At 42.5% G+C, this 12,673-nt stretch carries 10 protein-coding genes and 1 tRNA gene; 6 read left to right on the forward strand and 5 right to left on the reverse strand.

The annotated features are described in order from the left end of the window. The first annotated feature begins 303 nt into the window (after nt 1-303). From PPIS_RS18630 to PPIS_RS18660, 6 genes are all read left to right on the forward strand, one after another. Nucleotides 304-388: transfer RNA gene (locus PPIS_RS18630), tRNA-Leu, on the forward strand. A 1,311-nt stretch (nt 389-1,699) separates the two neighbouring features. After that, nucleotides 1,700-3,091 carry a diguanylate cyclase domain-containing protein gene (locus PPIS_RS18640; protein WP_019647236.1) on the forward strand — a complete coding sequence of 464 codons (1,392 nt, stop codon included), beginning with the start codon at nt 1,700-1,702 and terminating at the stop codon, nt 3,089-3,091. Nucleotides 3,092-3,135: 44 nt separating this feature from the next. Next, nucleotides 3,136-4,938 carry a sensor histidine kinase gene (locus tag PPIS_RS18645; RefSeq protein ID WP_010377427.1) on the forward strand — a complete coding sequence of 601 codons (1,803 nt, stop codon included), beginning with the start codon at nt 3,136-3,138 and terminating at the stop codon, nt 4,936-4,938. A gap of 337 nt (nt 4,939-5,275) precedes the next feature. Further along, nucleotides 5,276-6,037: an SDR family oxidoreductase gene (locus tag PPIS_RS18650; protein ID WP_010378639.1), complete on the forward strand. Its 762-nt coding sequence runs from the start codon at nt 5,276-5,278 to the stop codon at nt 6,035-6,037. Between the two features lie 100 nt (nt 6,038-6,137). Further along, nucleotides 6,138-6,545, forward strand: a complete 408-nt coding sequence (gloA2, locus tag PPIS_RS18655) for an SMU1112c/YaeR family gloxylase I-like metalloprotein (protein ID WP_017219487.1) — start codon at nt 6,138-6,140, stop codon at nt 6,543-6,545. 93 nt (nt 6,546-6,638) lie between these two features. After that, complete coding sequence (locus PPIS_RS18660; protein ID WP_039956069.1) at nt 6,639-7,649, forward strand: IS110 family RNA-guided transposase; 1,011 nt, start codon at nt 6,639-6,641, stop codon at nt 7,647-7,649. Between the two features lie 391 nt (nt 7,650-8,040). Here PPIS_RS18660 and PPIS_RS18665 read toward each other — a convergent pair whose 3' ends face one another. From PPIS_RS18665 to PPIS_RS18685, 5 genes are all read right to left on the reverse strand, one after another. Beyond that, nucleotides 8,041-9,873 (reverse strand): DUF885 domain-containing protein, encoded by a 1,833-nt coding sequence (locus PPIS_RS18665; RefSeq protein WP_010379013.1) that lies wholly within the window; start codon nt 9,871-9,873, stop codon nt 8,041-8,043. Between the two features lie 79 nt (nt 9,874-9,952). After that, nucleotides 9,953-11,089, reverse strand: coding sequence for a radical SAM family heme chaperone HemW (gene hemW / locus PPIS_RS18670; protein WP_010379015.1), 1,137 nt, complete (start codon nt 11,087-11,089; stop codon nt 9,953-9,955). After that, nucleotides 11,086-11,679, reverse strand: coding sequence for an XTP/dITP diphosphatase (locus PPIS_RS18675; protein ID WP_010379017.1), 594 nt, complete (start codon nt 11,677-11,679; stop codon nt 11,086-11,088). Before PPIS_RS18675 ends, hemW begins: the two co-directional genes overlap by 4 nt. Before the next feature lie 7 nt (nt 11,680-11,686). Continuing rightward, nucleotides 11,687-12,121 carry a DUF4426 domain-containing protein gene (locus PPIS_RS18680; protein WP_010379019.1) on the reverse strand — a complete coding sequence of 145 codons (435 nt, stop codon included), beginning with the start codon at nt 12,119-12,121 and terminating at the stop codon, nt 11,687-11,689. 10 nt (nt 12,122-12,131) lie between these two features. Beyond that, a complete protein-coding gene (locus PPIS_RS18685) occupies nt 12,132-12,665 on the reverse strand; it encodes a YggT family protein (protein WP_010379021.1) in 534 nt (177 codons plus the stop codon). Nucleotides 12,666-12,673: the final 8 nt, after the last annotated feature.

A 12,673-nucleotide genomic window follows, 5' to 3' on the forward strand; every position in this document is an offset into this window, starting at 1 on the left:
TTACAAGGTTGCGGAGTATTTTACACATAAACCGATAAAACGTTTACTGAATTACGTTAACTAATGGATTAGTAACATCTTGTCGTTACCGTTTTAGCAGGAATAAAGTTGACTTTAGGGTAATATTTAACTGCTTGTGCACAAATAACAGGCAGTTAACGCCTTATTGCAAAAAAATTACTTGCCGTTCTTAATCGCCTTTGTATAATGCAAAGCATAGAGACGAAGGCAAATAAAAAAAGCCTGAGCTCAAAGTGGTTTTTCTTTATTTTCTCTTGTTTTAGAAGATGAAAGAAAAATTATGCCAGTGTGATGGAATTGGTAGACATGACGGATTCAAAATCCGTTGCCTTCGGGCGTGGCGGTTCAAGTCCGCCCACTGGTACCACTTTTTATAACCCTTGCTTTCTAGCAAGGGTTTTTTTATGCCTGAATTGTAGGTCGAGATTTATCTCGACGAATTGGACGCCACGCGGGTGGCGCTAATACAGGTTAAGAGTCCGCCCACTGGTACCACTTTTTATAACCCTAACCGATTGGTTGGGGTTTTTTATGCCTCAAATTTATGCTTTGAAATTATGGTATTGGACTTGGGCGCCACGCGGGTGGCGCTAATACAGGTTAAGAGTCCGCCCACTGGTACCACTTTTTATAACCCTAACCGATTGGTTGGGGTTTTTTATGCCTCAAATTTATGCTATGAAATTATGGAATTGGACTTCGGCGCCACGCGGGTGGCGCTAATACAGGTTAAGAGTCCGCCCACTGGTACCACTTTTTATAACCCTAACCGATTGGTTGGGGTTTTTTATGCCTCAAATTTATGCTATGAAATTATGGAATTGGACTTCGGCGCCACGCGGGTGGCGCTAATACAGGTTAAGAGTCCGCCCACTGGTACCACTTTTTATAACCCTAACCGATTGGTTGGGGTTTTTTATGCCTCAAATTTATGCTATGAAATTATGGAATTGGACTTCGGCGCCACGCGGGTGGCGCTAATACAGGTTAAGAGTCCGCCCACTGGTACCACTTTTTATAACCCTAACCGATTGGTTGGGGTTTTTTATGCCTCAAATTTATGCTATGAAATTATGGTATTGGACTTGGGCGCCACGCGGGTGGCGCTAATACAAGTTAAGAGTCCGCTCACTGGTACCACTTTTTATAACCCTTGCTTTTTAGCAAGGTTCTTTATGCCTGAATTGTAGGTCGAGATTTATCTCGACGAATTGGGCGCCACGCGGGTGGCGCTAATATAGGTTAAGAGTCCGCCCACTGGTACCACTTTTTATAACCCTTGCTTTTTAGCAGGGGTTTTTTATGCCTCAAATTTATGCTATGAAATTATGGTATTGGACTTGGGCGCCACGCGGGTGGCGCTAATACAAGTTAAGAGTCCGCTCACTGGTACCACTTTTTATAACCCTTGCTTTTTAGCAAGGTTCTTTATGCCTGAATTGTAGGTCGAGATTTATCTCGACTTATTGGGTTTATCTCGACAAATTGCTTTAAGCGTCACATAACAGGTGCTATTTGCCGTTACAAATCAAGCTACCTCCACGGTTCAACCCATTATTCTAAACTGACAGTTACTTTCTCACAAAACTGGCAGTTTTCGGTAAATTGCCTATGCTTTTGTAATTAAATTGGTTTATTGTAGATTTAAGCAACTAAATTTTACTAGGCAAGCGAGGCGATGAAGGTAACTGTAGAAAAGCAAACCATAGTGCTGTTATCGTTATTTACCATCGTGTTCTGGAGTTTGACGTTCTACGCGGTAAATCTTATTTCTCATTCCATTGTAGTTCAGGAGATCAGTGAAAGGACCGAGATAGTGAGGTCTAACGTATCGCTTGTTCGCGCAAAAATTGAAAATGCCATCTTTATGGATACCTATTTGGCTGAGAGCTTGGCTACTTTTGTTACAATCGATCCTGATTTTGCTATTGAGCATTGGTCGCATGTCGTATCAAAAGCGGTTGAAAAGTCGACGCTAATTCGTCATGTTGGTCTTGCTCCGAATAATATCATTAGTCATGTCTATCCTGTTGAAGAGAATCGAGCAGCTATCGGTTTCGATTTTCGTACTAACCCTGAACAATTTCGCACCGTTGAAATTGCCAGAACCTCTCAAAAGGTGTTTATCGCCGGTCCACTACAGCTAGTGCAAGGCGGTGAAGCCTTGATTGCGAGGTTTCCTGTGTTTTCAGATTATCCGAGGAATGAAAGCTACTGGGGCGCAATTAGTGTAGTTTTAGATTATCAAAAGCTGCTTGAATATAGTGGCATTAACGATTTGGACAGCGCCGTTTTAGCTATTCGAGGTCGAGATGGATTAGGTGAACAGGGGGATGTCTTTTATGGCTCTGCTACCTTGTTTGAAACACCAGATCTAGTCATCCCAATCAATTTACCATCTGGTGAATGGCAGCTTGTGGCTGATTATCAAATAGACGAGAGCACTTATGCAAAAGCAAGACAGCAAGCACAGATTTTGGTTACTGCTGTTGCTTCAATATTATTTCTCTCGTTATTAGTACTCTATCGAGCGTATCACTTAGCACATACAGCCTCGCTGCAAGACGACTTAACTAAGTTGCCTAACCGTCGCTATGCGATTAGGCAACTCAATACGTTACTTGGTCGTTCAGAGCAACCGTCATTTGTGCTGCTTAACCTCGATCTAAATAATTTTAAACAAGTAAACGATAAGTTTGGTCATGAAGTGGGAGATAAGCTGTTGCTTCATGTCTCGTCAATTTTGATGAACTCAGTGCGTGTGTACGATTTTATCGCACGCTTAGGTGGGGATGAGTTTGTTATTATTTTACACAGAGTGTCAGAAGACGCTTTGGTTAACTCAATTATAAAAAATATTAAGGAGCAGGTTGAAAAGCAACCGCTGCAAGTTGATAGGCACACTATTCAAACGACGGTAAGCGTTGGCTATGCTTTCCCTACAGCAAACCAAGATAGTGTCTCAGAACTCATGGCTCGCGCCGACCACAACATGTATTACGATAAAAATCTGTCGCAACGACAGCAAAACAAAAGTGAGGTTTTGGAAACAAATCAGGAAACCCACTAGAACTATACTAAGCTTACAGAGTATCAATTAAGTGAGAATGTGCCGTGCAGCTAAAGCAGTCAGTTCTATTTTTCAAAATTGCCGCGTTGACTTCTGCGATTGTGATCATTTTCGTCAGCTGGTTTTTGTATTACGAAGTGAGTCGTAGTGCCCGCCTTACCGCACAACTTACTCAATTGCAAACCGCTCTACAACGAACCATGGATCAAGAAGAGCATATTCTTATTCGAGCACAAAAAGATGATGTTTCTGCCATCCCACAATTAAAGTACAGCTATCAGGATAGCTTTAGTAACTTACTTAATTCTATGGCCAATGAAGAGGCCTTGCTGCCGTTGCTATTACAACTCGATGAACTGTCAAAAGCCTACTTTGGTAAACTAGATGAACTTATCCGCTTACATGAGCAGCTCGGCTATGACGAAAATGCAGGCATTTATGGTGAGTTCAGACGTAGCGCTCATGCTTTACAGGATCGAATTTCTGGTAAGGCTATGCCTCAGTTGGAAATTGCCATATTGGAATTAAGGCGTCGAGAAAAAGACTTTTTGTTAAGAGCTGACTTAAGTTATTTGCAGCAGCATGAACAACTCGTCATGCATGCTGAGCAACTAATCAAAGACAATGCGCTCAGTGAAGAGATAAGCAATTTGCTTAAACGTTATGAAGCGGGTTTTGCAAGCTATGTTGCTATTTTGCGAAAGCTAGGTTTGCACGATGGTGAAGGCGTACGTGCGGAGCTATTCACCGAGAAGCAAAAATTACGAAGCCAGTTTGAGCTAGTATCAATCCGTACCCAAGCCGTTACGCAAGAACGTAAAGAAAGTATCATTTTATATGGCCTCATTTTAATTGTACTGATGAATATTGCTGTGCTTATCTTACTGAATTATCAAAATAGCAAAGTCACACGGCATATACTGGCTATCAATAAAGTACTCGTAAAAGTTGCTAAGCTTGAAGACTTTAGTTTAAGGGTGAATATTGACGGTAACGATGAGATTGCACAAATTGCTCATCAACTCGATGACCTATTAGCATTTATTGAAACCTTGCTTGCGCGCCTAAGCGCAGCGCAGCAACGCTTAATCGAAGAAGCCAAAATGGCGAGTTTAGGAAATATGGTGAGTGGCTTTGCCCATGAGCTTAATACGCCGCTTGGTGTTGCTATTACCAGCCAATCGCATTTAAAAGAGCAAGTCGCGACACTAAAATCGCAACTTGAACTTGGTAAGTTACAGCGGCAAACCTTGACGACACTAATTACTGAGGCAGAAGCCGCGCTATATTTATTAGAAAATAACCTCCACCGCACAGCCTCGCTGGTAGATGATTTTAAGCTTGTGGCAGTGAATCGAGAGTTTGAAGAAAAGAGCACGTTCAACCTTAAGCATTTAGTTAAAAATGTCTTTGATTGCTACCAATCAGAATTAAACCAAGAAGACTATGCCATTGAACTCGAAATCCCCGAAAACCTAACTTTGATCAGCTACCCGTCGGTGTTTAGCCAAGTTGTTGGGTACAGTATTAACAACTGCATCAAGCACGCCAAGATTGACGGGCAAAAGCTGAATATTGTGGTATCTACCGTATTAATTAATGATTATATCCATTTTTATTTTAAAGATGACGGCGCGGGAATAGATAAAGAGCTATTGCCCGCTATCTTTGAGCCTTTCGTTACTTCGAAGCGTTTTTCGGGAGGTACAGGGCTTGGCTTGAGTATTGTATATAACTTAGTAACACAGAAGTTGAAGGGCGAAATCAAAATGCAAAGCCCTGCGCATGGCGGTGCCTGCTTGCATATTATTTTAACCGGAACAGAGTTTAATTTTACAGAAGAGTAAGTAACCTGAGCTTTGGATAATTAACGCCTTTCTAGCAGCCAGTTTTTGTGCTAACTGCGTTGAATTCACTTCCAATAGCTAGCTATTGGTGAATAAATTCGCCTTGCCTACAGGATGTAGGTACCAGGGCGGTAGCAGGACGCGAGAGCGGGGTTATCCCCAAAACTCTCTGGCTAGATAAGGAAATAATTTAATGTGAATTTAAAAGCAATTAGTTAGCTCATTCCTTATCCAAACCTCAGGTTAAGAGAATTTGTATAACTTGATACAAAATCAAGGTAAAGGCAGTGAAGACTTTAGTGCGATTTTTAAGCTTTATTCAGAGAAATAGGACACTATGGATATTAACAATAAAACAGTTGTGATCACTGGTGGTGCGCAAGGCTTGGGTCTTGCCATGGCGACTGAAATGGCAAAGCATGGGGCAAAACTTGCCCTGATAGATATGCAAGAAGACGTTTTAGCAGAAGCGAAGCACGAACTTGCTCAATTCGGTACACAAGTTAACACGTATGTCGCTAATGTTAGTCAAGAATCAGACGTCGAAAATGTGTTTAATACCATCGTAAATGACTTCGGCGATATTTCGGTATTAATTAATAATGCGGGTATTTTGCGTGACGGTTTGCTACTTAAAGCAAAAGACGGGCAAGTCATCGATAAAATGTCGCTTTCGCAATTTCAATCCGTTATTGATGTCAATCTTACAGGTGTTTTCCTGTGCGGCCGTGAAGCCGCCGTCAAAATGGTAGAAGCGGGTAACGGTGGCGTGATCATTAATATGTCTAGCGTTGCGCGCGCTGGTAATATGGGACAAACCAATTATTCAGCGGCAAAGTCTGGTGTCGTTGCGATGACTACCAGTTGGGCTAAAGAATTAGGTCGTTTTGGTATTCGCGTGGGCGCAATTGCACCAGGTGTGATCCGTACAAAAATGACCGATGCAATGAAGCCTGAAGCCAAAGAGCGCCTAGTGAAAATGAAGCCGGTTGGGCGTTTGGGTGAAGCGCAAGAAATTGCTCATACAGCAAAATATATCATTGAAAATGATTTCTTTACGGGACGTGTCGTTGAGATTGACGGCGGCATTCGCTTGTAATGAAAAAATAGGCTTGGTTTTACAACGTGTAGTCCAAGTTCCTACTTGAGTGTGTGAAGCGGCAATGCAAATTGCCGCTTTTTTATTTAAAAGACACTAAATGCTTGAGGAGAAGTGCTTGAAGTTATCTGGGATACATCACGTCGCTGTTATTTGTTCTGACTACCAAAGATCAAAAGTGTTCTATACCGAAGTACTTGGGTTGCATGTACTCCGTGAGAACTATCGAAAAGATAGAGCGTCCTATAAATTAGATCTTGCGCTGCCTGATGGGAGCCAGATTGAGTTGTTTTCGTTTCCAAATCCTCCAAAACGACCATCACATCCAGAGGCGCAAGGACTGAGACATTTAGCATTTAGCGTATCAGATATTGATGCTTATATTGCACACCTTGTGCAGAATCAAGTTGCTGTAGAGCCTGTTCGAATAGATGAATATACAGGCAAACGCTTTACCTTTTTCAGCGATCCTGATGGTTTGCCGCTGGAGCTTTATGAGCAATGTTAAGATGATAACTAACCTGATGTAATGGTCTCCTCCCACACTCGGCATCGGTTTGCCATGATTGAATTGCAAACAATCGAAATGGGAGAAGACCAAATGCAGATTACAACAATCAGTATCGACATCGCAAAAAATATTTTTCATTTTATTGGATGTAACCTATCCAATAAGATTGTAGTAAAGAAAGCTATTAAACGTCGTCAACTACTGACTTATTTGGCACAAATGCCAAATTGTAAATTAGTCATGGAAGCGTGTGGAACCTCTAATTATTGGGGTCGTGAAATTAGCCAATTAGGTTTTCAAGTTGAGCTCATACCACCACAACACGTGAAGCCATTTTTGACGGGGAATAAAAATGATTACAACGATGCGTATGCAATTTTAATTGCATCACAGCAGGCACATATTCGCTCAGTTCCAGTGAAAACATTAGAGCAGCAAGATAGTCAAACAATCCATAAAGTGAGAGAGCTTGCAATTGGTCAACGAACAGCACTGAGTAATCAAATTCGAGGTTTGCTACTTGAGTACGGCATTGCCATTACTAAAGGTATCGAAAATGTTCGCAAAGAAGTGGCTGCTTTGTTAGGTGAGGAGCGAGTATTGACCGCGAGCTTTAAACAAGTGCTTAGCCAACTCTATAAACTCCTACAAGTGCTTGATGAAAGTATTGAAACGTACAATCAACAGATAAAAGAGCAAGTTAAAAACAATGAGATATGCGTCAATTTACAGAGTATTCCGGGCATAGGGCCAATAGTTGCAAGTAGTTACTTTAACGAAGTGGGGAATGGTAGTGGTTATACAAAAGGGCGAGATGTTTCAGCCTCATTAGGTCTCGTGCCCAAGCAACGTAGTACGGGTGGAAAATCAGTTTTGCTCGGGATAAGTAAGCGTGGTAATCGATATTTGAGATGTTTACTTATTCAAGGGGCGAAATCGGTTGTATCGAGAGCAAAGTATAAAACAGACCAACTGAGTCTTTGGATAAATCGACTTGTACAAACGCGAGGGCATAATAAAGCCTGTGTCGCTTATGCCAATAAAATGGCTAGAGTGGCCTGGGCAATTACAGTATCAAAAGAGGCATATCAAGCAAGATAAGTAGATTTCTTTCACCGAATTGCGAAAGTGACTGAAGTAGATGACATAACAGGTCAAACCGGCATATTGAAAACCTGTCGAGCTCAGGGGTAGCTAAATACCGATAACCTGATTAGGGCAATATGCGCGATTTACATCTAGGTCAGAGTTTCAAATAAAACTCATTAACAGACCGTATATATGACAGCAATCCTGTCCCTGTTATTTACTAAAGAAACCTTGCAATAAGGGAGGAGACCATATATGAGCGCGGAATAACAACTCGCTCTCTAGTGGCCGTTATTTCTTATACCGATTTGCTTATCTGAATACAGCTTATGTAAGGTAAATAAAGTAAAAAGCCAGCATGCATGATCATGCTGGCTTTTATTCGATTCATTGGCAGTAGGTATTAGCCTTTTTTACTTGCTACCCATTCATCAACAAATGATTCAAGCACGTTTAGTGGAACAGGGCCATTTTTCAGTACGACGTCGTGGAACTCACGAATATCAAACTTATCGCCTAGTTCTTTCTTAGCGGCTTCACGAAGTTCTAGGATCTTCAACATCCCCACTTTGTACGCAGTGGCTTGTGAAGGCATAACAACATGGCGCTCTACCATCTTCACAGCGTCTGACTTAGCATTTGGTGTGTTGTTTACGTAGTAATCAATACCTTCTTGACGTGTCCACTTCATTGCGTGGATCCCCGTATCTACCACTAAGCGGCACGCACGCCATAATTCCATCGCTAAGCGACCAAAATCTGAATAAGGGTCTTCGTATAAACCCATTTCTTTTGGTACAAGCTCAGAATATAAACCCCAACCTTCGATGTATGCAGTGTAGCCACCAAACTTACGGAATTTAGGCATATCTTCTAGCTCTTGAGCAATCGCGATCTGCATATGGTGACCCGGAATACCTTCGTGATAAGCCAAGGCTTCCATTTGGTAAGTAGGCATCGCTTCCATGTCGTAAAGGTTTGCATAGTAAACACCAGGACGTGAGCCATCAGGCGCGGGTTGCTGGTAGAACGCTTTACCTGCAGATTTTTCGCGGAATGCCTCTACGCGTTTTACTATCATGTCCGCTTTTGGCTTAACGATAAACAGCTCATCCAAGCGTGACTTCATATTATCGATCATCGCTTTGGCTTCGGCTAAATATTGTGCCTTACCGGCTTCTGTATTTGGAAGGTAAAATTGCTTGTCGGTTTTCATGAACTCCATAAAGGCTTTTAAATCGCCTTTGAAGCCCACTTTCTCTTTAATTGCTCGCATTTCGTCATGAATACGCGCCACTTCAGATAAACCGATTTCGTGAATTTCTTCAGCGCTTAATGCTGTGGTTGTCGTACGTGCTAGGGCGTTATTATAAAACTTTTCGCCGTTAGGGAACTTCCATGCACCATCACGATTGTCTGCTTTTTTCTCAAGTTTATGTAGGTAGCCAATCAACTTGTTATAAGCAGGTTTTACTGCTGTTGTTAGCGCGTCTGTTGTTTCTTTAACCAGCGCTGATTTCTCGTTTTCACTGATTTCAAGTGTTGCTACTTTGCGTTTGAAGTCAGCCAATAATGTTGAGTCGTCACCAGCTACAAATGGCGCACCTTTGATAATATTTTCACTTGATTCAATGACGTGAGGGAAAACGAATTTTGGTGCAATAATACCTTTATCTACACGCGCTTTTAAGTCAACGATGAGCTGATCAAATACAGCCGGTACACCGTTTAAACGAGAGATATATGCTTTGGCATCTTTCACATCGGTAATTTGATGCTGGTTGATTAAAAATGCAGGCACCATTGAGTGTGTACCATACATCTGATTGACCGGATAAGAATGATAACGCCATTTAAAATCTGCAATGGTGTTTTCAAGACCTTGCTTGAATAAGTCGTAGCTCACTTGCGTATTGGCATCTAGTTTATTTCGATCAATTGCATTAAGTGCAGCTAAGTCTTGTTTCGTCAGTTCAAGATCTTCAAGTTGGCGCGCTTCGCTGCCGTCATCCCACTTGTCGTAGTCTTGTTTGATACCCATATAAGTTTGGTAAACTGGGCTACGCATTACGCCACGGGTAAACGACGCTTCAAAAAGTGCGTTTGCCTTTTCTACTTCACTTTTTACGACTTGTTGTTCAGCTTTTGGTGCAGGTGCTGGAGAGTGTGTGGTTTGTTGACAGCCAGCAAAAAGCGCGACGCTTACCGCTGCTGCTAAAATGGTTAATTTACGCATTTTATACCCTTTTATTATATGTTGCCGAATGGCGGTTTTCATGCGGGTTGCAGTGAATATCACCCGCATAATTTCTATATTAAACAAATAACTCTAGCAGATCGTTGAGGTATCGGTGGCCTTTATTTGTAACTAGCCATGAATCGTTGGTTTCCTCAATCAAACCCTTATCTACGGCCTCAGCAATTTGCGTTGCAATAGCGCTAAGTTCAAGACCAGTGTAGTCAATAAACTGTTGTTTTGATGCGGCAGTTTTTAAACGGAACACATTCATAAAAAACTCAAATGGTCTGTCGTCGCTTGCAACATGCCACTGCTCATACAAATAGGGTTTACTCAGATCCATATAGCCGCGAGGGTGTTTTATCTTTACGGTTCTTAAGATCTGTTGCTGCTCAGGCAAAGTGATTTTGCCATGTGCACCACAGCCGATCCCGAGATAATCGCCAAATTGCCAATAATTCAAGTTATGTCGACATTGAAATCCCGCTTTGGCATAGCCTGAGATCTCATATTGCTGGTAGCCGTGCTCTGCAAGTAGTGCTTGACCTTGTTCTTGGGTGTCCCACAGTGTTTCATCCTCAGGTAAAACCGGAGGCTTAGAGGCAAACTGCGTATTTGGCTCAATGGTTAATTGATACCAAGAAAGGTGTGGCGGTGCCATCGCAATGGCTTTTTCTAAATCACCTAAGGCATCGCTAACAGATTGATTGGGAAGGCCATGCATCAAATCAAGATTAAAGCTGTTTAACCCAGCTTGGTGGGCTTCTTGAGCGGCGTTTAGCGCTTCTTGCTCGCCATGAATGCGACCAAGTTGAGTAAGCTTTTCCTGTTGTAAGCTTTGCACACCTATCGAAATACGATTGATGCCAGCCGCAACATAATGTTTAAAACGATCTGTCTCAACTGTGCCTGGATTTGCTTCTAAAGTGACTTCAATGTCATCCTCAAAACCAATTAGCGCCTCAATTTCACTGAGTAAATAGCGGTACGCTTCACCTGAAAGCAGGCTAGGGGTGCCACCGCCAATAAAGATACTACTGAGTTTACGGCCCTGAACATAGTGAAGATCGGCTTTGATATCGTGGAGCAAATGTTGAATATATTCCGTTTCAGGAATATCGCCCTTTTTACCATGGCTGTTGAAATCACAGTAAGGACACTTTTGCACGCACCAAGGTACGTGCACATAAAGACTTAATGGAGGTAGTTTCACGCGAGGCCTTGAAAGTGACTGACGAGTTGTTTAAGTGCCTGTCCTCTATGGCTGATTGCGTTTTTTTCTTCCTTGGTTAGCTCTGCTGATGTGCAGTCTAAACCTTGTACCTTAAAGATTGGGTCGTAACCAAACCCTTCTCGGCCTTGTTGTGTTGTGGTGATTTCACCTTCCCAACTGGCCTGACAAATAATCGGCGTTGGGTCGTCAGCGTGGCGCATATAAACTAAAACACACCAAAAACGGGCGCTGCGCTCAGTTTGTTCACCAAGCGATGCGAGTAAGTGATCAATATTTTTTTGGTCGTCGGCGTTTGCGCCAGCATAACGCGCTGAATATACACCAGGTGCGCCGTTTAATGCGTCTACCTCAAGGCCTGAGTCATCGGCAATGGCAGGCAAGCCAGAAACCTTAGCTGCATGACGTGCCTTGATAATGGCGTTTTCCACAAAGGTCGTGCCGGTTTCTGCAACCTCTGGCACGTTGAAATCACTTTGCGGTAATACCTCAATGTCATACTGATTTAGCATCGCGCTAAGCTCTTTGACTTTACCTTGGTTGCCCGTGGCAAGTACCACTTTATTTGACATATTTTCTCTACTCTACATAAAACTTCTGTGAGAACGTGAGTTTGCGGCTTTGCTTACCTTCACTGATCTCAATGTCGAAACGAAAAATATCTTCATCGTCGTAATCTAATTGGGCAAGGTAGTATATCGCCTCACCTTCTACGACTTCTTTAAACTCTAACTGTACGGTTTTACCAAGTAAGTTTTTGGCGCTACCTGCAACGCGTGCCTTAACCGCTGGTTTTCCTGGCTTGTCGGCCAAGACCGAGATATTCACAATCGCTTTGTTACCACTACGAATTAAGCCATACGCTTTTGCAATTGTGGGCTGAACAAAAGTAGACGGGAAGGCGATGTAATGCACTTCCCAAGGACCTAAGTCTTTAAATTGGCCGCCTTGTTCATCTTGAGCGAATGCGATTGGTGCAAGCAGCATCATTAACGCAATAATAAATGGTTTCATTGGGATGCTCCTATCTCAGTAAATCCATCATTAGGATCTGCAAAAATTGCATGCCGATAATTAAGACTAAAATAGATAAGTCCAGTCCACCTAGTGGTGGTATCACTTTCCGAATAGGTCTTAGCATCGGCTCTGTTAATTGCTCGAACACTGCGGCAACTGGATTGTAGCCTTGCGCTACCCAACTTAAGATGGCGCGAATAATAAGGATCCAGAACACCAGACTAAATGCTTCTTTAACTACGGTAATAGCGCCGCCAATCAGCGCGCCTAAAGCGTCAAAGTAACCACCGAATAACGCCATCAGCGTCGCCATTTTGGCAAAGCCAATAATGAATGCCAGCACCAAAGAGGCAAGATCTAAACCGCCCACACCCGGAATGATTTTTCTCAGAGGGTTCACGGCAAAAGAGGTTGCTTTAACAACCGCTTGGCTTAGCGGGTTATAAAAGTCCGCTTTGACAAGCTGCAACCAGAATCGTAGTAATACGACCATTAAAAATAGATCAAATACGATCCCGACTAAAAATTGCATGGCATTCATTGGTCACC

The organism is Pseudoalteromonas piscicida (genome assembly GCF_000238315.3).
GTDB classification, from domain to species: Bacteria; Pseudomonadota; Gammaproteobacteria; order Enterobacterales; family Alteromonadaceae; genus Pseudoalteromonas; species Pseudoalteromonas piscicida.

What these genes read in the sequence shown, in the direction of transcription:
- PPIS_RS18685 (WP_010379021.1), bottom strand. Translation starts at nt 12,665, where the DNA reads ATGAATGCCATGCAATTTTTAGTCGGGATCGTATTTGATCTATTTTTA.
- PPIS_RS18650 (WP_010378639.1), top strand. Translation starts at nt 5,276, where the DNA reads ATGGATATTAACAATAAAACAGTTGTGATCACTGGTGGTGCGCAAGGC.
- PPIS_RS18675 (WP_010379017.1), bottom strand. Translation starts at nt 11,679, where the DNA reads ATGTCAAATAAAGTGGTACTTGCCACGGGCAACCAAGGTAAAGTCAAA.
- gloA2 (WP_017219487.1), top strand. Translation starts at nt 6,138, where the DNA reads ATGCTTGAGGAGAAGTGCTTGAAGTTATCTGGGATACATCACGTCGCT.
- PPIS_RS18660 (WP_039956069.1), top strand. Translation starts at nt 6,639, where the DNA reads ATGCAGATTACAACAATCAGTATCGACATCGCAAAAAATATTTTTCAT.
- PPIS_RS18680 (WP_010379019.1), bottom strand. Translation starts at nt 12,121, where the DNA reads ATGAAACCATTTATTATTGCGTTAATGATGCTGCTTGCACCAATCGCA.
- PPIS_RS18665 (WP_010379013.1), bottom strand. Translation starts at nt 9,873, where the DNA reads ATGCGTAAATTAACCATTTTAGCAGCAGCGGTAAGCGTCGCGCTTTTT.
- PPIS_RS18640 (WP_019647236.1), top strand. Translation starts at nt 1,700, where the DNA reads ATGAAGGTAACTGTAGAAAAGCAAACCATAGTGCTGTTATCGTTATTT.